We start from the raw sequence: 20803 nt of genomic DNA, 5'->3' as shown, positions 1-20803 counted from the left end.
CCCAGTCCATCACACTGATTCACAAGGAAATACAAACACCGGCTTCTATATACATCTTTCATTACATATATACGGAACGGCACATCCCACGATCGCGTCTAATCGCGCCTCTGCCCTACATGATAATACAACGTACCACTATAAACCGGAGAGCCGCCCTCCGAACAGAATCCGATGCGGGATGCAGGGTAGCGTATATCCAAAGCTCCCAGCTCCCTGCCGTCGACAAACAGATACAGCTTGTCTGCACGACGCACGGCACGAAAATTATAGGATTCCTTCCACAATTCATGTACACCTATCTTATAGATATGGCGTTCCAAATCCTCCGCCTCTTTGTTGATGAAGCGGATGCCTTCTGCCTTTACCGGAGTAAAGGTACAATAATTATATGCAGGATGTTCTGCTATCCCCCTATCTTTGTTTTCTATCGGATGCCATTCGCCGCCATTCAGGTATTCTATGTCGAACTTGCCGAACATGTCATCCGCAAATTCGGATTTATTGCCTGCTTCGTGACGATTCAGGTAAAGTGTATCCAACCATGCAGGTGCGGCAAAACGATAACCTTTCTCAATGAAGTCGGTATACTTCACATCCGGATAGAGCGTTTGCAGGCATCCCAACGGGAATTCCTTCTTCCAGGCAGTTTTCCCTTTCTTCACGGCTGTCACCTCAAGCATACGGGTGATGCCATCGAACTGAGCCTTCACATAGTTATCCTTATCCACATAAACCGGATAGCTTCCTGCCTTGTCTTGTCCGGACAAGCCGGACAACTGGAAGCTGAATTCATAATCGTTCAAGAAATCGCCCTTCAACAACTCCTCATTCCCCGAAAGCTGGAAATGCACATCATCGAAGCCGATGGTATAGGTAGCCCCTTCGAACAAGGCAGACTTTGTCTCGTCAAATACTCCGGGAACACCCGCTTCTTCCGCCGGAAGAGCCTCTGCAAAGACATGTTTTCCCGGTGCGGGAATCTCATCCAGCCAAATCTTCAGACAGCCACCATTACGCTCAATGCGCAGATGATGGTACACACCCCAACGGAAATCTTCAGGCAGGGCATAGGATTCCTTATTTTCTTTACCGCCGACAAGTGTACGCAGGTACCAGCTCCGGTTCTCGGCATCCAAACCTACATAGGCACAGTTATCTGCATCCTTCCACCAGGCAATGACGCCGGCTCCACCCTCGGTCTTGACTCCCGTCTCGAACAAGTAAGCCACGGACGGCTGTACTTGTTGCAACACACCGAACGAAGCTGTCTCGCCTTTACCCGCAAAGGTAGGCATCGAAGGTTCGGGATGATAACCTGCCGTGCGGGGGCCGGTGATACCATCCACAAACAACGTCTTGTCGAAGAACTGGACACGGTTGATATATTGTCCCCGATGCTCATTGTTCTTGTTTGCCATATAAATCAGCCACCATTCAAATCCGTTGGGGCCTCTCAGGATATTGGGCTGGCCGGGAGTCATCAGAATATCGTCGGCAATGCCGTCTTTCATATCGAACAGAGAAACGTCGAAGAATTGCGAACGTCCCTTGTTTGTTTCTACGGCAAGCAGATTCGTGCCTTCCTTCAAAGCAGCACGCAGCTTCTTGTCCAGGTTCACGATACAATAATCACGCCCCTGCTTCTCGTAGACAATTGTTCCGTTCAGATAAATCCGGGTATCTCCGTCGTGAGCGACACGCAGTGCCAGATTGCCGGTTTCGCTACCGGCAGAGAAAGTCTTTCGCAACCATAGGGAGGGCGTATTCCACCAAGTACCCAGATGCCGGGTTGTGGAACCTTTCACTTCACGGGACGAAAAGCCGGTCTCCCCCCTCGCCCAGCCGGAGTCATCGTAGGTCACTTTTGTCCAGTCGCCCTCCGGCTTGCTCTCCGTATAAGCAAACAACGGCTCATACGTGCGGCCATACCGCAATAAATCCACTTGCTTCTCCTCCAGTTGTGTCTGATTGCAGCCTACAACCGGATAGCTATATTTATTACCATTTTGAAAACCTAAAGGAGAGTCTGCCTCAGCAACTCCCAACTGATAATTGCCCCACTCTGTAGAGGTGTGGTTGGCATTATACATCATATAGTAGCGGTCTCTATACTTCATGACCCACGGTCCCTCCGCTACTCTGTTATCCATCGTTTCCCATGTATCCGGCAATGAGGCGAACTGACACACCGGTTCGCCGGCAAATTCTGCCGGGTTCTTCATTTTACGTCCCCATATGGTATTTCCATCAGTAAAACGTACCATATACATGTATAGTTGTCCATCATCATCTCTGAATATTTTGGGGTCGATACGGTTATCCATCCATGTCTTCTTGTTCGGTTCTGTATAAGCGCCCAAGACATCTTTGCTCTGCGCATGTACAATGTGAACGGCATGCTTGTCCTTCCCCCAATAATTGACTGACCAGTATAAATGAAAATCTCCATTCAGATAGAACATGTCATTGGCATGAATCTGGTCATCTCCGGCTCCGCTGCCTCTGGTCCAGTCATTGTCCATGGATACGACATGGATAGGTTTCCCCCAATGAACCAGGTCATCGGATACATAGAAATCCCCGTTTGTACGGACCCCTCCAATATAATATTTGCCATTATATTTCATTACGCCGGCATCCGCCACTCCCGGAAGTACCGGATTCTGGATGTTCTGCGCAAACAAGCTGCCGCAGCAAGCAAAAGCGAATGGTAATAGTAGTTTTTTACAGACAAGCATATGGTATAAGATTTAAGAAAGAAAAGGCTATGCCGGAAGCATCCTAAATGAGAACAGGCTTCCAGGCATAGCCTTCTTTAGTTATTAATAGTTAGGATTCTGAGTAAGATGTGCAACACCACCTACTGTGCTGTTTTCCACCTCATCTCTTGGAATAGGCAGACGTCTGTGCTTGCCAACAATAAAGTTGTCAAAGTCTTTGTCACGAGCTTTCAGTTCATCAATTCCAGCCTGGGAATCAAGTAATCCCCAGCGCTTCAAGTCAGCCCAACGCCAACCTTCGAAACAGAGTTCCAAAGTACGTTCCATCTGCAGACGCTTGATAAAGGCATCTTTAGAGCTCAAGCAATCTTTCCACTGACTGTCTTTCAACTTGGCCAGACCGGCACGTTCTCTCACCTTGTCCACATAAACAGCAGCATCGGCAGGATTAGTACCCGTTTCAACAAGACACTCTGCATAGTTCATCAGGATATCTGCGTAACGCATGATACGATAGTTGTTACGGGCAAAATAATCTTCTGCACTACGATAGTAAGAAGTATTGTATTTACGGATATAGCAGTCTTCCGGGTCAGTTCCCCAATTGTCATTCCAATCGGCATTTTCAAATCCATAATATTTCTTCGGCTGGTCGGGGAAGTCTTGCGAAAATCCACGATAAAGGATACTGCCGTACAAGCGCAAGTCATTCTTTCCATCCACACGTTTCTCTTTCAAGAACTCGTCTACCAACCAGCGGCGTGCCTTACCATCTCCCCAACCTATACCACTTGGAGCATAGAACTGAGTACGCTGGAAACCGAATGCCATACTGGCATCATTACCCGTACCACCCTTGTTCTGGTCATCGAACTGAATCTCAAAGATACCTTCCTTGTTGTTCTCGTCCAAGTCAGTGAAATTATCTTCACGATTGGCGATAAGACCGTATAAAGAGCCCTCTTTATCAATCAGCCATTGCAACTGTTCCTTTGCCTTGTCATACTTATGTTGTTGCATATAAGCCTTGCCCAACAATGCCTTGGCAGCACCTTTGGTAGCACGTCCCAGATTGGCAGCATCCCAAGATTCCGGCAGATACTGCATGGCAAAAGTCAAATCTTTCTCTACCTGGTCCCATATTTCCTGCTCGGAAGCATCTTCCGGTATATAAGAAGCATCTTTAGGCTCCAACGGCATAGTTCCTTTGTCCCACAACAAATTTACCTGAAAATACCACAATGCACGCAAGAAAGAAGCTTGTGCCAGTACCTGGTTTTTCGTCGTCTCATCCATTTCGATAGAAGGAACATGAGCCAACACCTGATTACAACGGAAAATACCTACATAGAAATGTTCCCAATGTATGTTGTTGCCTTCATAAAAATTATAATTATTATAGAGAAAACGTGTCCAGTCGCCCAATTCAATCCAAGGAGAAGAACTCCATCCTTCGTCCGAAGTCAAATCATAGCGGAAAGAAAGCCAACGCATCCAAGTGCCTTCCTTATAGAAGAAGCTATAACAAGCATTGACACCGGCTGTCGCATCTTCCGGCTTATTCCAATAAGTATCATTAGTTACTTCATTGGGATTATCAATATCCAATAAACTCGAACTGCATCCGGTGCACAAGGTCAAGGCACCTGCAAGCATTAATCCATAATATATCTTTTTCATAATTTATAAGCTGATTTATAAGTTAAAAGGTCAAATCCAATCCAAACATTACCGAACGGGTATTAGGATATGCAAAACTGTCCGTACCACTGTTCCAAACGGAATTCGCGCCCTTGAAGTCAGGATCCAAGCCGGAATATCCGGTGATAGTAATCAAATTGCTACCGGTAGCAAACAGACGGAGTTTCTCAACACCCAGGTTGGTCAGCCACTTCTGCTTGAAGTTATAACCGATAGAAATATTCTTCATGCGGAAATAAGAGCCATTCTCCAAGAAACGGTCGGCATCACGGGAGTTACGGAAATCACCGTAAATGATACGCGGGGTATTGGAGTTAGGATTTACCTGGTAAGGTTCTTCACCCTTTTCAAAGCGGATATAGTTGGAGTTGTCTGCAAACAGACGTCCTTGCCAGCGGGATACGTTGTATATCTTATTGCCGAACTGACCATTCCACATCATACTGAAATCGAAGTTCTTCCACTCTGCATTGAATACCAATGACATTTGCATCTTGGCCCAGGGACTACCGCAATAATCACGGTCGGCATCAGTAATCTCTCCATCATCATTCAAATCGAGATACTTGACATCTCCCAATTGAGGACGCTTTCCCTCAATCATAATGGGGGTACCCGTAGATGTCACATAATTATCAATCTGCTCTTGTGTCTTGAAGATACCGTCTGTTTTTCTCAAATAAAATTCAGCCAAAGATCTGCCCGGTTTAGTTCTTGCCTGACCAGAATCAATATAATCTCTATTAGTACCATCACGACCCAAGCTCAATACTTCGTTATCCATAGTAGTCACATTCAGCAAAGCGCTATACCTAAAGTCCGAAATCTGATCTTTCCAACCAAGTGTAAACTCGAAGCCCTTGTTGCGCAAGCTGGCAGCATTTTTCCATGGAGAACCTCCTTGGTTACCGGTAGAAATGGCAATCGGAGTCTCTGCCAATACATCACTGGTCTTTGAGTTGTAATACTCTGCGCTGACAGTCAAGCGCTGGTTAAGGAAACTGGCATCAAAGCCTACATTCACTGTTTCTTTTGTTTCCCAAACAAGACCTGCATTCACAAGTTTCACCTGAGTGGAACCCGGAACAATAGCACCTCCGAATACAGTTACAATACTCTGGTTGATAGTTCCAATATAATCCCAATCGCCAATGGAAGAGTTACCAAGACGGCCCCAGTTACCTCTAATCTTCAAATCATTAATCCAAGGTACATCAAAGAATTCCTCTTTTGAAATTCTCCAGGCACCGGAGAATGATGGGAAATTACCCCAACGATTTTCCTTAGCCAGACGGGAAGTTCCGTCACGACGGAAGGTGGCAGTCAAATAGTATTTATCATCATAAATGTAGTTCGCACGTCCCAAATAAGAAATCATCGCATTTTCACTGATGCTGTTTGTATTCTGCTGGTTGCTCTGTCCGGCATTCAATACGGTCAGGTAATCACCGTTACCCAACATCGGGAAGTTCAGACGGGAAGCCCACAAACCTTCCCACTCATGGTGCTGGTAAGTAGTACCGACTACAGCATCCACATGATGCTTGCCAAAATCCTTATTAAAGTTCAAAGTATGTTCAACCAGCATATTGTAAGTATTGTCACGTGCCTTCTGGCTTTCCGGGTCACGGTGTTCCTGGTTCTGAGTCCAGTTACCTTCTCCACGGAACCATGAATTCTCATAAAAGTAAAGGTCAATACCACCATTGAATTTATAAGAAAGGAATTCGAAAGGCTTGAATTCCAACCATAAAGAACCATTCAAACGATTCTGACGGAAATGACGGTATTCCAAATCTTCACGGGCAATCGGGTTTACACCGAACGTATTATACTTGGCTGCATCACCATAGCCATATCCACCCGGATTATTCTCATCATAGATAGGAATAGTAGGCATCATACGCAAAAAGTCATTGTAGGTATTTGTCTGGTTCGGGTCTGTGTTTGTGAGTGAATAAGCCAAGTTTTCACCAAAAGAGAACCAGCCCTTTTTACCTTGTGTATTGACACGGAAGCTATAACGGTCGAAAGTATTTCCATAAGAAACGCCGTCATTGTTATAGTAACCGGCTGATACAAAATAACTACCGGAATCACCACCACCAGAAAGCGATACGTTGTAGTCCTGAACCAATGCAGTCTTCAACACTTCATCCTGCCAGTTGGTATCATACTGTGAGTGTTTCTGAGTGCTGTTTACAGTGGCAATACCGTCTTTGATGGCTTCATTGTAGGCAATATCATTATACTTGATATATTCTGCCGCATTCATCAAGTCAAACTTCGGACTCCATTCCAATGTTTCCTTTACGCTTACATTCACTTTCATGGGGCCTTTCGTACCTTTCTTGGTAGTAACGATAATCACACCATTGGCAGCACGCGAACCGTAGATGGCAGCAGCAGAAGCATCCTTCAGAATCTGGATGGACTCTGCATCCGCAGGATTGAAATCAACACCCGGGTCTGTAATCATACCGTCAATAACCCACAGCGGAGAGTTATTGCTCAAGGAACCGACACCACGAATTTCAATAGAGGCATCTTCGCCTGCCCTACCGCTACTGCGTACGTTAATACCGGTTGCCAAACCCTGCATCTGGCTGACCAGTGTTCCTGCAGCGCTTTTCTTCATTTCCTTGGTATCAACAACGGCAACCGCTCCAGTCAAGTCGGACTTCTTCACAGTCTGATAACCGATGACAACCACTTCTTCCAGTGCTTTCGAATCATCTTTCATCACCACGCGCAAGGCAGTTCCCTTATAGACAACTTCCTGCGTAAGCATACCGATATAAGAGAAAACGAGTGTACTTCCTTTCTTTCCACTCACTGAGAAATTACCGTCAATATCGGTAATGGCACCCGTAGTAGTACCCTTCACCAATACATTCACGCCCACCAAAGGCTCACTATTTGCATCCGTCACCGTTCCCGTTATGGTCACATCTTGTGAATAAGCGGTAGCTGCAAACACAACAAAGAATAAGAATAAGATTTTCTTGATCATTTTTGATAGAATTAGATTTTAAAACTATGCGGAAACTAACGTCCGCTTTTAAATACACCGCAGAAAGTGATTAGTCACTTCTGCCAATCATAGAACATTGATTAGGATTTGTTACGTCATAGGCATAGGGGTCATAGTATTATAAATTGTTGGCTTTCGGATGCAAATATATCCGCATAAAGCTAAAATTAATGCAAATATCGCTTCAATCTATGCAATTATAAATCCAAAAAATGCCCCTGAGAGACATCTCAGGGGCATTTGATTGGATTGTTATATTTAGCAAGCATTCCATGCTATCATTTCACGAAGTCTTTGGGCAGAATACCGAATTGTTTTTGGAAGCACTTGGTGAAATAGGAAGGAGTATTGAAGCCGGTCATATAGCAAACCTCATTGATTTTACACTCTCCTTCCTTTAAAAGCTGCGCCGCTTTCTTCAACCGCTCCAGGCGGATGTAGTCATTGGGAGTCATATCCAATATGCCCTTTATCTTCCGGTTCAGGCTCGACCGGCTCATGTTCAGCAGGCTTGCCATATCATCCAGACAGAAATCCGGATTCTGCATATTGGCAACCACCACTTCCTTCAATGTTTTAAGGAAAGATTCATCTGCCTTTGTCATTGCCATACTGCCCGTCTGCACAAAAGGAGAATTGACAAAAGAAGCCCGTAGCTTCTCACGGTTGTTCAGCAGATTGGCCACACAAACTTTCAGATATTCCACGGAGAAAGGTTTCTCTATATATACGTCAGCCCCCAGCTTCATTCCCTCTATTTTGGCTTGAAGGGTCGTCTTCGCCGTAAGCAGGATAATCGGTATATGGCTATAGTCAAGCTCGGACTTCAGATGCTCGCACAGCTCCAATCCATCCATCTCGGGCATCATAATGTCTGAAATGACAAGATTTACAGTATGTTCCTTCAACACCTTCAAAGCTTCCACCCCATTCACGGCAGTCAGCACACGATATTCCGAAGAGAGCTGTTTCACAACAAATGCCTGCATTTCCAGACTGTCTTCCACCACCAAAAGAGTATACCGGTGCTGTTCCAAGGCAGTACCTGCACCACTTTCCTCAGAGGATTCCCCGCCCGTTACCGGTTCTTTATGCTCCATAGCCACCGTCTGCTCGTGCTTCAGCGGAAGTGACAGCAGGAAACAGTTGTTCTCCATCGAATCTTCCATGCACAACGTACCCTCATGGAGTTCGGCCAATGAACGGGCAAGTGCAAGCCCGATACCGGTGCCGGGCACAGAGCGCAAGGCACCGGTTTTATACTGGATGAACGGCTTGAAAATCTCCTCGCGCATCTCTACCGGAATGACAAGACCGTCATTGCATACGGAAAGCAGCAGTCTTTCACCTTCCGAATATAGCCTGATGCATATATAGGTCTCCGAATACTTTATCGCATTGGTCAGCAGATTGCTGATAATCTTGGTAAGCCCTTCCCTATCAACCGAAGCATACAAGCTTTCGGGAGTCTCTATACTCAATGCCAGCCCCCTTTCACGTGCCAAAGGCTTGAAACGCTTATACGTCTTTTGTAAGAGCTCAGACACGTCACATTCCACAAAATTCAATTGGAAGCCTTGCGTCTCCGTCTTCCGGAAGTCCAGCAACTGGTTCACCAAATCAAGCAGCCGGTTAGTGTTCAGTTCCATGGTCTCCAAATCATCCCTGATGTCATCCGAAACAGAACGGGAAGCCAATACATTCTCGAGCGGACTCTTTATCAATGTAAGCGGTGTACGTATCTCATGCGCCACATTCGTGAAGAAGTCTATCTTCGCAGTATACAACTCCCGTTCCTTTTCCCGCTCAAACTTGTCCATAGCCTGCTGATGCTTCTGCCGGGTCCGTTTTCTGAAATAGATAATTACAGCAGCCAGTGAGCATAACGCCAATACCGTATAAACAGCATACGCCCAGGTGGAGAGATAGAAAGGAGGATGAATATGGATGTCGAGCACACGTTCCGTCGCGTTCCACTTGCCATCGCTGTTGGAACCTTTTATACGCAATGTATAGCTTCCATAAGGAAGGTTTGAATAGTTGATGATGGAATTCCGCCCTACCGTATACCAGTCGCGGTCAAAGCCTTCCAGCTTACATTCAAGACCATTCATTTCGGGTGCCTGGTAACTCAGGGCTGCAACCTGAAAAGAGAAAGAATTCTGGTCGGCATCCAGCTCTATCTCATCCGCATAGGTGATGCTCTTCTCCAAAGGAGAATCCGGACTATCCACCGAAAGCCGTTTGTTGAACAGATAAAAATCTGTAATCACTACGGGAGGGAGAAAAGTGTTCTCCACAAAAGTTTCCGGGTCAAAGGCTATGAATCCGTTGATACTTCCCAAATAGATGCGTCCCTTCTTGTCAATGTAACCGGACTGGAAATTAAATTGGTTGCTCAGCAGCCCGTTTGCCGTGGTATAGACATGTTTGCTCTCCGTATCGGGATTGAAGCAGACCAGACCATAATTGGAAGTAATCCATAAGTTACCCCGCTTATCCTCGACCATCTTGTAGATAGTGTTGCTCGGAAATCCTTTCGACATGTCATAACGGGTAAAATTGTCCGTTTCCGGATTGTAGCGGCAGAAGCCCTCACCCAGCGTCATGAACCACAGACGCTTCCTGCTGTCTTCGTAGATACTGATTACCTTATTGTAGGGAAGAGAGGTCGAATCATTCTCATTAGACAGATAATTCCTCCACTGCTGGCTTCTTACATTGTAGCAGAACACTCCATTGGAAAAAGTAGCAAACCACAGATTTCCGTTGAAGTCCTCCAGAATGTTATAAGTAAACATATTCTTCAGCTGAGGAATCCGGGTAAAGTCATCTGTGGAGCGATTGTACTTCAACAGACCGGACGTGGTGCCTATCCACACGTCTCCCGTAGTGGTCCTGCAAATGGTAAAGGCGTCATTGGCGACCATGGAATTCTCACTCTCACCCTTGGCATAATGTTTCACCTGTCTGGTCCGAAGATTCACCCGATTCAGACCACCGGAGAACGTACCTACCCACAAATCATCCCCGTCCAGGCAAAGACCGTGGACATTCTGATAAATGGCCGGATGCTCAAAAGGCTCTATCTTTCCGTTTTCCGGATTGTAATTGAACAAGCCTTTGTCTTCGGTACCTATCCACAAGGTGCCATCATTACTTTCACAGATTTCCCGTACACGACGGCCGAAATGCCTGAGATTGTCTCTCGGATAGAACTTCTCGAAATAAGTCCACTGATAAGGGCAATAGTTCACTCCACCGAAATAAGACCCTATCCACATGCCGTTCTCCTTGTCGCAGCAGAGCGAATAAATGGCATTGTCCGACAATGCATACGAATCATCCTGGTCGGGAACGGTCAAATGGGTAATCTTGTCATTCGTCAGATTGTAAATATACAAGCCGGACTCTGCGCCCACCCACAGCTCATTGTCAGATTTGAACTGCAAAGCCCTCACATAGGTGTTCAGCAGTTTCCGCGTCTTGCCTGTAGTCTGGTTTATCTCGGTCAGCCCGTTCAACGAAGCGATATACACACAATTATGGGGTCCGCTGACCTGCCAGTTGATAATATCATTCTTGAAAATCTCATTTCCTTCCGCATCCTTGAAAGGCTGCAGAGGAGTTTCAAAGTCAGCTTTCGTATAGTAAAGATTATCCGCATACAAGGCCAGCCAACACGTATTCCCATTCAGCCAAAAGCGGGTTACATTGGGCAGTCCCGAATCGTGCAGATGGTTCAGCAACCTCCCTTCATCCGGTTTATAGCAGAACAACCCCTGGTTTTCTACCGATATCCAGATATTATCGTCCTCGTCACTTCCAATCATGGTGACGAAATCCCTGATGATACTGCCGTTATCACTGGCCTCATCGAAAGCGGTAAAGGAATCCAGTACCGGGTCATAAATAAAGACTCCCCCATCGGTACCAATCCAGATATTTCCCCGGCAGTCCTCGTAGAGCGCAGTTATGAAATTCTTGCCTAAACCGGAGTTCTCTTTCTTGTAAATACGGAAAGACAATCCGTCATAACGGTTCAGACCGTCCTTGGTTCCGAACCACATAAAGCCTTTCCTATCCTGCAAAATCTGATACACGGTGTTCTGCGAAAGACCGTTCCGGATATCCATCGTTCTGAAATAGTAATGAACAGCATCCTGCGCACAGACCGGCAATACCGCCCATAGGCACAGACTAAGGAAAAGCTTTATAATCAATCGTTTCATAACAACATTTTTAATGTACAATTTACCATTTACAAAGTACAATTTAACTATGCAGATGACAGCGCAGCCAAATTGTACTTTGTAAATGGTAAATTGTAAATGCCCCTATTTCTTAAGTGAATTGCAGATACGTGTATTTATCTCTTTCACGCGTTTCTCATCCAGCTTTATCACCTTGCGGTCGTAAGTCATCAGACCGTTCACTTCCACCTCCACATCCGTGGTCTGTGTATAGACGGCTGCCGAGAAACCTCTTTTTATCATCTGATACAGCATATCGGCATATTTCACGTACTCATCAGTCACTTCTTTGGAAGAGTTGAACTGAACATATCCCCAGTTGCGGTTCGGTTCCCAAAGATGATCTTTCAAGACAAGACCAATGCCGCCATACTCACCCAAAACCGTAGCGCGCTGTGCATCATACAAATACATTTCCGGTTGGGGATAGTTGTGGAGGTCGAGCATGTCACCGCAAGTATAATGGTTACCGCCACTTGCCGGATTCACCAGACGGGTCGGGTCATATTGTTTCGTCCATTCGGCCACCTCTACCGTCTTGAACTGCCCCCAGGCTTCGTTGAACGGTACCCATGTACCGATACACGGATAAGAGTAGAGGCAATCCATTATTTCCTTCCATTCCTTGTGATAATAGGCTTCGGATTCGGCGGAGCGTTTCAGTTCTGTTCCGTTGAAATAGCGGCGGTTCTGCCATTCCGGATTACGGTCACCGCTCGGCATATCCTGCCATACGATGATACCCAAACGGTCACAATGTGTGTACCAACGTGCCGGTTCCACCTTGATATGCTTACGAATCATATTGAAACCGAAATCTTTCGTCTTCTGTACATCATACAGCAAAGCCTCGTCTGTGGGAGCTGTATACAGTCCGTCGGGCCACCAACCCTGGTCCAGCGGTCCAAACTGGAACAAAGCCTCGTTATTTAGTTCCAGGCGTACGATGCCATCCGCGTCACGACGGGTGGAGTACTTACGCATGGCAGCATAGCTGTCCACCTTATCCACTACCTTGCCTCCACTTTTCAGAGTCACTTTCAGCGTATAGAGGAAGGGGGAATCCGGACTCCACAACTTGGCATTCCGGGGCATGGACACCTCCACCGGCTCTGCATTGATACTTTTGCCGGTGGCTACCAGTTGATTGCCGTCATACACATTCACTTCCACAAAGTCGGAAGGACATGCACTATTCAATTCAGCCTTCACTGTCAACAGATTACGGTCAATATCGGGAGTGATACGGAGATTCTCGATATGTTTTCCGGCAACCGGCTCCATCCATACCGTCTGCCAGATACCGCTTACGGGAGTGTACCAGATACCTTCCGGATTGCTGACCTGCTTTCCACGGGGTTGAGGTCCTTTATCCGTCGGGTCCCAAACCTTTACGACCAACTGATTATTGCCTTTGCCAGAAAGGGCGGCAGTAATATCGAAGGAGAACGGAGTAAATCCACCCGTATGGCTGCCTACTTTCACATCATTCACCCATACATCCGTTTTCCAGTCGACAGCACCAAAGTGCAACAGCACTTGTTTTCCCTTCCAGGCGGAAGGAATATCAAAACTGCGCTGGTAGACCAGTTCCTGGTTTTCATTGATTCTTTTTCCAACTCCGGACAAGGAGGATTCGATGGCAAAAGGAACAAGTATCTGCCCTTCGAACTCTGCCGGAAGATGCTCACCTTTATTTATAACGGCATAATTCCACAGTCCGTTCAAGTTCTTCCAGTCACTCCGTTCCATGATGGGACGAGGATATTCGGGCAACACATTCGCGGGATTAATCTGGGATGCCCAGTCCGTTTTGATTTTATCACCTGCCGGCTTCCATTGCGCCGAACTTCCGATTGCAAACAACGTCAAGAATGACGATATGAGGAAAAATCTTCTCATAGTATTATAACTTTTTATTGGTTTCTACGAAAGCAAAGATAAGCCGATTCAGAAAAAAAGAATAGAAATTTCGAACCAATAAATAGTATTTTTGTGGAATATCAAGGTATTACCATCTCATTTTATCAAAGAAATTCATCAAAGGCACCTTTTTCCGCTTTTCTTGCCACGCCTATGACAAGGTTTTGCCTTCCCATTGGCAAGACTTTGCCACCGCGTTGGCAAAACTTTGCCATAGGCGTGGCAAAAGTTTGCCAAGGCAGTGACAACTTGTTGGCAAAATACCTCCCTGATATACAAGGAGTAGCAAACAATAGACAGCAGGGAACGACTAATATCCCGGATTCTGCTGGTTCTCCAATGCCGGATTGGCATTTATCTCATCCTGCGAAATAGGAAGCACAATCTTCTCGAAAGTACGGTCGATTGTTTTTCCACGGTGACTCACCGGAATATCTTGAAAATCGTCGTTGAATTCGATGGTTCTGCCCATACGCATCATGTCGAAGAAGCGTTGTCCTTCACCAAAAAGCTCCTTGCTGCGCTCGTCCAGAATCATATCATCGGTAATGGTAGCGGCAGTGGCCGGTGCCAGTCCGGGAGAACGCCTGCGGATTTCATTCAGGTAACCGGCGGCGGCATCTGCGCCTGCTTCCTGCTTCGTGGAGTGCAAGGCTGCTTCGGCGGCAATCAGATATATCTCGGAAAGACGGATTATCTTGATATTGACGGCTGTATTGGTTGCCTTGCCGTCACCTGCCAGGGTGGTACTGCCCATATACTTGTAGCAGGCTCCCTTGCGTTCAATCTCATTGTCCACCCAGTATTCATCGTTGTCCATGATTCCCCAACGCACATCCGTCTCGTCTTCACCCAGACGGTTCAGGAAATAATCGCTGGCAAGATACCAGCCCATGGCATTCTTCAACTGTCCGTAGCGCATCAGGTAAAAGCCCAAAGAAGAAGTTCCCAGGTCTGATTCCTCAGTGGTGATGCCCAGCTCAAAGATGGACTCGGAACCAAACTGCTTGCTCCAGGAAGCCGTCCAATCGGCAGGCTCATACAGTTTGTACACACCGCTTTCTATAATCTCCCGGGCAGCGTTCAAAGCACCGTCATAATCTTCCATATAGAGTTTCACACGCGCTTGCAGGGCTATGTTGGTGTAATAGTCCGCATATCCGCTCTGCTTTGTCTTCTTCTTGGCAAGCAGGGCCGCCCCGTCCGACAAGTCCTGCAGAATCTGGCGATAGTTCTCCTCCACAGTAGCACGGGTGGGCTGGGCGTTCACCGTAAGCGGCTCGGTTACATTGGGAACTCCATAAGAGGTCTTGTTGTAATTGTAAGGAAGCCCGTAGAGACGGACCAAATCGAAATAGAACAGCGCCCTCAGAGTCAACGCCTGCCCTTTGGCTTCGGAAAAGTCTTCCATACTGCCCGATTCTTCCAGCTTCTCAATGTTGCTCAACAAGGTGTTGACCTGCAGAATGCAGTAATATCCACGGCTCCAGAAACCGGAATAAATATTGCTGTTGGAAGTGTGGTTGAACGTATAGAATGCATCCAGTCCGCGTCCGGCAGCAAAAATCGTGAGGTCACCGCCCTTGGCATCACCGTACATAAAAAGGTTTCTGCCGTAATAGGACGATGAGGTCATCGCACTCATCACACCGTTGATAACCACCTGCGCATCGGCTACCGTACCGACAGCACCTTCTGCATTTCCGGAGTTGGTGGGCTGCATATCCAGAAAATCGTCACACGAAGTGAATGTAAAGGCACCAAGTATCACAAGTGCCAATAAATGATATATCTTTTTCATTGTTAGTTCCTCCAGTTCATTAAAATTTCAATTCAACGCCAACGACAAACGTTTTTCCGATAGGGGTTTCCCAACCACGTGTGCCGTATTCACTCACTTCGGGGTCTGCCTCCTTGTATTTGGCTATTGTCCAAAGGTTGCTGGCAGTGAAAAAAAGGCGGGCATTCTCGATGAAAGCCTTGCGGGTCATGGCTTTGGGTAGCGTATAGGCCAATGAGAGATTCTTCAAGCGCAGATAACTGGCATTGAACAAGTGGCGGCTGCTGTATTGTTGCGGGTCATCGAGGTCTACACCTTCGATACGGGGCTCTGTACCGTTCGTATGGTCTGGCGTCCAAAGGTTGTTGTAGTAGCTTTTAGCACGGATACGCTCCCAATAATAACCGTCGTCGGCCACATCCATGTAGGCTCCATCGTACAAGTCTCCTCCTATCTTATAGGTAAAGCCCAACGAAAGGGCTATGCCTTTGTAGGAGACCGAGGTATTGATGCCCCCATACACTTTGGGAACGGCATTACCGATGATGGTGTAGTTGGCATTGTTATAGTCATAAGTAGCTCCGCGCCCGTTATACTCAAAATCTCCGGCCTTGCCATTCTTGGGGTCATTTACATAGTAGACGTTCTTGCCGTTGGTCTTGTCCACACCTGCCCATTCGTATCCATAGAAAGCCAGCGTGGACTGACCTTCCCGGTATACATATTGCGCACGGCTGTCGCTACTGGTGGGGTCGTACCAGATAATGTCCGCACCGCCATACAACTCTTTCACCTCAGAACGGAGGAAGGTTGCGTTGACACCGGCACTCCATAACCATCCTTTACTATCAATGATGTCACCACTCAACTCCACCTCTACCCCATGGTTATTGATGCATCCTACGTTCCGCAACGTAGAGGAAAATCCCGTAACCATCGAAATGGGAACATCCTGGAGCAGGTTCTTCGAATCACGGTTGAAGTATTCCACCGTACCGCGCAGACGCTGGCCGAAGAAGCCGAAGTCGATACCCACATTCGTGTTGTAGCTCGTCTCCCAAGACAGCTTGTCATTGGTGACGGTAGTGATTGTACCGCCCGGGTTACCCATGTACTTACTGGTATAGCTCATCAAGCTCATATAGCCGTAATTGTCCGAAGGCAGCGTACCGTTAATACCATAAGAGGCACGTATACGCAGGTTGCTCAGGAAAGAATATTTGCTCATAAAACCCTCGCGCATGATGTTCCACGCTCCTGCCACTGACCAGAAGTTTCCCCAACGTTCCTGCTTGCTGAGCCGGGAAGAACCGTCGCGGCGGTAAGAACCGGAAATGAAGTAGCGTTCATCGTAATTATAATCCAACTTGGAGAGCACGGACACCATCGAGTTTCCCCAGGAATATCCGGCAGAAGTCTGCGTTCCGGCAGTAGAAACTGTATGAATGGTGCTGACCGCAAGATTGCTTCCTGTGGCACGCACATAGTCTGTCTTGTTCTTCTCCGCTTCGAAACCCACCATGGTGCCAACTGTGTGTTTGTCGAAGGTGCCGGTATAATTGGCGGTAGTGGAGGTAACCATCTTCTCGTATGTAGTACGGTATTCGTTGACATTCCCATTGTCTGCCGAGCCTTTATAGTGATTGGCACTGTAATAGATATGGTCTTTTACAGTAGTATTGTCGTAAGAGTAGATAGAACGAAGGTCCAGGCCCGGCATCAGATGCAGGGTGAGCGTCTCCGCAGCCATGATTTTGGTACTGGTAGAACCGTTCTCCCACTCTTTGTCATAATAAAGCCCATTGTAGGCGTAGCTACCGTAACGTTCGGTCCAGAGCTCGCCGGTCTTGTAATCAGTGGGCCAGTAGAGTCCCCACAGCAAGTTACGGGTCTGCATGAAGTAATTGCTGCCCGTGTTGCGTGTATCATTATAACCGCTTTTCTTGGTACGCGCCAGGCTGGCATTGGTGGTCAGTTCAAGGAATTTCCCCACCTTCTGGGTGAGGTTCAGGCGACCGGAAACACGGTCGAAGCTGTTCATCTTCAAACGTCCTTCGTCCTGGGTATAGGAAAGGGAAGTGTAATAGTTGGTATTCTGCGTAGCACCGCTGACGGACATATCGTAGGTCTGATAAATGGCGGTACGGAAATATGCCTTGTCCCAATCGTAGTATTTGCCTCCACGCCCGGAGTTGTCGTACTCAAGGATATTGACGTTCTCGTAAGCTCCCGTACCATTTGTGGTAAATTGGTAGCCATGTTTGTTGAAACGGCTGTTCAACTGGCCTATGGCATAGGCTGCCGCCTTTTCGTCCGTTTCGCCCTTACCGCTTGTACGGGCATCGTGAAATACGGTGTAGAGCATATTCACATTCTCCTGTACGCTGGCCGTTTCATAGTTGTCCGTTGCCCAGCAGGGCGTGAAGCCCACTTCGGCTTTCAGCGTCACCACCGGCTTGCCAATCTGTCCTTTTTTGGTAGTAATCAGAATGACGCCGTTTGCCGCACGCGACCCATAAAGCGAGCTGGCCGCCGCATCTTTCAATACAGAAATAGATTCGATGTCTTCCGGGTTCAACGTATTCATGATGTTGTTGGTAGAATAGAGCTCACCGCTCATCTGCCCCGTATTGCCCGAAGAGACCGGAACACCGTCCACTACATACAACGGTTCATTCCCGGCATTCATAGAACCTATGCCACGGATGCGGATGGCCGGTGCGGAACCCGCCTGGCCGGAATTATTCGTCAGTTGCAAGCCCGCCACTTTACCGTTCAACGCGTTTTCAAAGCTGGTCGTCGGAATGTCTTTCAGCGCATCCGCTTTCACTAAAGAAGCCGAACCTGCATAGCTGCTCTTTTTGGCCGTGCCGTAAGCCACCACCATCACTTCATCCAGCAGTTCCGAATCCGATTTCAGCACCACCTTCATAGCAGGCTTTATGGCAGCTTCTACTTTCTGCATACCTACAAAAGAGACAATCACTGTCTTTGCCGTGCCCGGCACATTCAAGATTGTAAATTTACCTTCGATATCGGTCACGGCCCCCAGCGTTGTACCCTTCACCAATACCGATGCCCCAATAATCGGCTCATTGTTGTCCTCGGCAAATACTGTTCCCGAGACCGTAGACGTCTGAGCCATCACTCCCGCCCCCATAACCAGGCAGACAATGATTAACAAGAAGAATTTCTTTCTCATGCTTCTCTTCCTTAAAATTAGTCAATCAAAACACTTTTTAATATCCAAACGCTGCAAAGGTATGTATCTTTTTCAAAAAGAAAAGCAATAGTATTCAAAAAGCTTCATTTTGATTGTATTTTAAGCCAAACACAAGCAATATGTCTACAACCTAAGCATTCCAAGCAATAAGTATGATGCTGGATACGGAAATATAAGCAATGCCAAAGAAGATATATCCGGATTTTAAGATATGACACGTCCCGGCATACAACTTTTTTCGTAACTTTGCACAGTTTTAAAATACACTGAACGAATGGAGTTTAAGTATGACGTTATTGTAATCGGCGCCGGACACGCAGGATGCGAAGCCGCTGCCGCTGCTGCAAACCTGGGTTCGAAGACTTGTCTTATCACAATGGATATGAACAAAATCGGACAGATGAGTTGTAACCCGGCAGTGGGAGGCATCGCCAAAGGACAGATAGTACGCGAAATAGACGCCTTGGGAGGATATATGGGATTGGTGACAGACCAGACAGCCATACAGTTCCGTATACTGAACCGTTCCAAAGGTCCCGCTATGTGGAGTCCGCGCGCGCAGTGCGACCGCAACAAATTCATCTGGGCATGGAGAGAGATACTGGAAAATATCCCCAACCTGCATATCTGGCAGGATACCGTGCAGGAAATCCTCGTTGAAAACGGTGAGATTACGGGAGTAGTCACATTATGGGGAGTAACGTTCCATGCCAAATGTGTAGTACTCACCGCAGGAACTTTCCTCAATGGACTGATGCACGTGGGACGTACCATGCTTCCAGGCGGACGTATGGCAGAACCTGCATCCTACCAATTAACCGAATCCATCGCAAAGCATGGCATCACCTTTGGACGCATGAAGACGGGAACCCCCGTACGCATAGATGGACGCAGCGTGCATTATGAGGATATGGAAATCCAAGACGGAGAATGTGACTTCCACAAGTTCTCGTTCATGGACATTCATGTACGCCATTTGAAACAGCTCCCTTGCTGGACTTGCTTCACCAACGAAGAAGCACACCGCATCCTGCAGGAAGGTCTGCCGGATTCTCCCCTTTTCAACGGACAAATCCAAAGTATCGGCCCACGTTATTGCCCCAGTATAGAAACCAAGATTGTGACTTTCCCCGACAAACCGCAGCACCAGCTTTTCCTGGAGCCCGAAGGGGAAACAACCCAAGAGCTCTACTTGAATGGATTCTCTTCTTCATTGCCCATGAACATCCAGATTGCAGCATTGAAAAAGATACCGGCGTTCAGAGACCTCGTCATCTACCGCCCGGGCTATGCCATCGAATACGACTTCTTTGACCCCACCCAACTGAAACATACGCTGGAAACGAAGAATATAAAGAATCTGTTCTTTGCCGGACAAGTAAACGGAACAACCGGTTACGAGGAAGCAGCTGGACAAGGAATCATGGCAGGTATCAACGCCCACATCAATTGCCACGGCGGAGAACCGTTCACCCTTGCAAGGGATGAAGCATATATCGGCGTTTTAATCGATGACTTGGTAACAAAAGGTGTGGACGAGCCTTACCGTATGTTTACTTCCCGTGCCGAATATCGCATCCTGCTCCGTATGGATGATGCGGACATGCGACTCACGGAAAAAGCCTGGAAGCTGGGACTCGCCAAGGAAGAGCGGTACAAGCTGCTGACAGAAAAACGTGAAGCCGTGAACCGGATTATAGACTTCGCGCGGAATTACTCGATGAAACCGGCATTAATCAATCCGGTATTGGAGCAGCTCGGCACAACTCCACTGCGCCAGGGATGCAAATTGATAGATTTGATAAACCGTCCGCAGATAACGATTGAGAACATTGCCGAACACGTCAGTGCCTTTAAACGAGAACTGGATAAAATATCCGATAGAAAGGAAGAAATTGTAGAAGCTGCAGAAATACTCATCAAGTACGAGGGATACATCGGACGCGAACGGATTATTGCGGATAAATTGGCAAGATTGGAAAGCATCAAGATAAAAGGTAAGTTTGACTATAATTCCATTCAATCCCTTTCTACCGAAGCCAGACAGAAGCTGATGAAGATAGATCCGGAAACAATAGCCCAAGCGAGTCGGATTCCGGGAGTATCTCCAAGCGACATCAACGTGCTACTGGTACTTTGCGGACGATAGAGCGCAAAGTTCCACGT

At 47.1% G+C, this 20803-nt stretch carries 8 protein-coding genes; 1 reads left to right on the top strand and 7 read right to left on the bottom strand.

The features are described from left to right. Positions 1–98 precede the first annotated feature (98 nt). The 7 genes from DXD78_RS03995 to DXD78_RS03965 all read right to left on the bottom strand — a co-directional run bounded on the left by DXD78_RS03995 (position 99) and on the right by DXD78_RS03965 (position 18616). Positions 99–2741, bottom strand: a complete 2643-nt coding sequence (locus tag DXD78_RS03995; protein WP_009037457.1) for a family 43 glycosylhydrolase — start codon at positions 2739–2741, stop codon at positions 99–101. An 84-nt stretch (positions 2742–2825) separates the two neighbouring features. Continuing rightward, entirely contained in the window at positions 2826–4403 is a 1578-nt protein-coding gene (locus tag DXD78_RS03990) for a RagB/SusD family nutrient uptake outer membrane protein (protein WP_009037458.1), read from the bottom strand. A 22-nt stretch (positions 4404–4425) separates the two neighbouring features. Beyond that, positions 4426–7437, bottom strand: coding sequence for a TonB-dependent receptor (locus DXD78_RS03985; RefSeq protein WP_009037459.1), 3012 nt, complete (start codon positions 7435–7437; stop codon positions 4426–4428). A 299-nt stretch (positions 7438–7736) separates the two neighbouring features. Continuing rightward, positions 7737–11690: a hybrid sensor histidine kinase/response regulator transcription factor gene (locus DXD78_RS03980; RefSeq protein WP_009037460.1), complete on the bottom strand. Its 3954-nt coding sequence runs from the start codon at positions 11688–11690 to the stop codon at positions 7737–7739. A gap of 105 nt (positions 11691–11795) precedes the next feature. Next, positions 11796–13613 (bottom strand): glycoside hydrolase family 2 protein, encoded by a 1818-nt coding sequence (locus tag DXD78_RS03975; RefSeq protein WP_009037461.1) that lies wholly within the window; start codon positions 13611–13613, stop codon positions 11796–11798. Between the two features lie 331 nt (positions 13614–13944). After that, on the bottom strand, positions 13945–15435 hold the full coding sequence (locus DXD78_RS03970; protein WP_117652547.1) for a RagB/SusD family nutrient uptake outer membrane protein: 1491 nt from the start codon (positions 15433–15435) through the stop codon (positions 13945–13947). 19 nt (positions 15436–15454) lie between these two features. After that, positions 15455–18616 carry a TonB-dependent receptor gene (locus tag DXD78_RS03965; protein ID WP_005826161.1) on the bottom strand — a complete coding sequence of 1054 codons (3162 nt, stop codon included), beginning with the start codon at positions 18614–18616 and terminating at the stop codon, positions 15455–15457. A 295-nt stretch (positions 18617–18911) separates the two neighbouring features. On the opposite strand from DXD78_RS03965, the gene mnmG reads away from it, so the two are divergent. Next, positions 18912–20786 (top strand): tRNA uridine-5-carboxymethylaminomethyl(34) synthesis enzyme MnmG, encoded by a 1875-nt coding sequence (gene mnmG, locus DXD78_RS03960; RefSeq protein ID WP_009037463.1) that lies wholly within the window; start codon positions 18912–18914, stop codon positions 20784–20786. The last annotated feature ends 17 nt before the right edge of the window (positions 20787–20803 follow it).

Origin of the sequence: Bacteroides sp. D20 (genome assembly GCF_003436255.1) — a bacterium.
Taxonomy (GTDB): domain Bacteria; phylum Bacteroidota; class Bacteroidia; order Bacteroidales; family Bacteroidaceae; genus Bacteroides; species Bacteroides uniformis.
This window is presented reverse-complemented; position numbering and strand designations above follow the sequence as displayed.

What these genes read in the sequence shown, in the direction of transcription:
- DXD78_RS03970 (WP_117652547.1), bottom strand. Translation starts at nt 15,435, where the DNA reads ATGAAAAAGATATATCATTTATTGGCACTTGTGATACTTGGTGCCTTT.
- DXD78_RS03975 (WP_009037461.1), bottom strand. Translation starts at nt 13,613, where the DNA reads ATGAGAAGATTTTTCCTCATATCGTCATTCTTGACGTTGTTTGCAATC.
- DXD78_RS03995 (WP_009037457.1), bottom strand. Translation starts at nt 2,741, where the DNA reads ATGCTTGTCTGTAAAAAACTACTATTACCATTCGCTTTTGCTTGCTGC.
- DXD78_RS03980 (WP_009037460.1), bottom strand. Translation starts at nt 11,690, where the DNA reads ATGAAACGATTGATTATAAAGCTTTTCCTTAGTCTGTGCCTATGGGCG.
- mnmG (WP_009037463.1), top strand. Translation starts at nt 18,912, where the DNA reads ATGGAGTTTAAGTATGACGTTATTGTAATCGGCGCCGGACACGCAGGA.
- DXD78_RS03965 (WP_005826161.1), bottom strand. Translation starts at nt 18,616, where the DNA reads ATGAGAAAGAAATTCTTCTTGTTAATCATTGTCTGCCTGGTTATGGGG.
- DXD78_RS03985 (WP_009037459.1), bottom strand. Translation starts at nt 7,437, where the DNA reads ATGATCAAGAAAATCTTATTCTTATTCTTTGTTGTGTTTGCAGCTACC.
- DXD78_RS03990 (WP_009037458.1), bottom strand. Translation starts at nt 4,403, where the DNA reads ATGAAAAAGATATATTATGGATTAATGCTTGCAGGTGCCTTGACCTTG.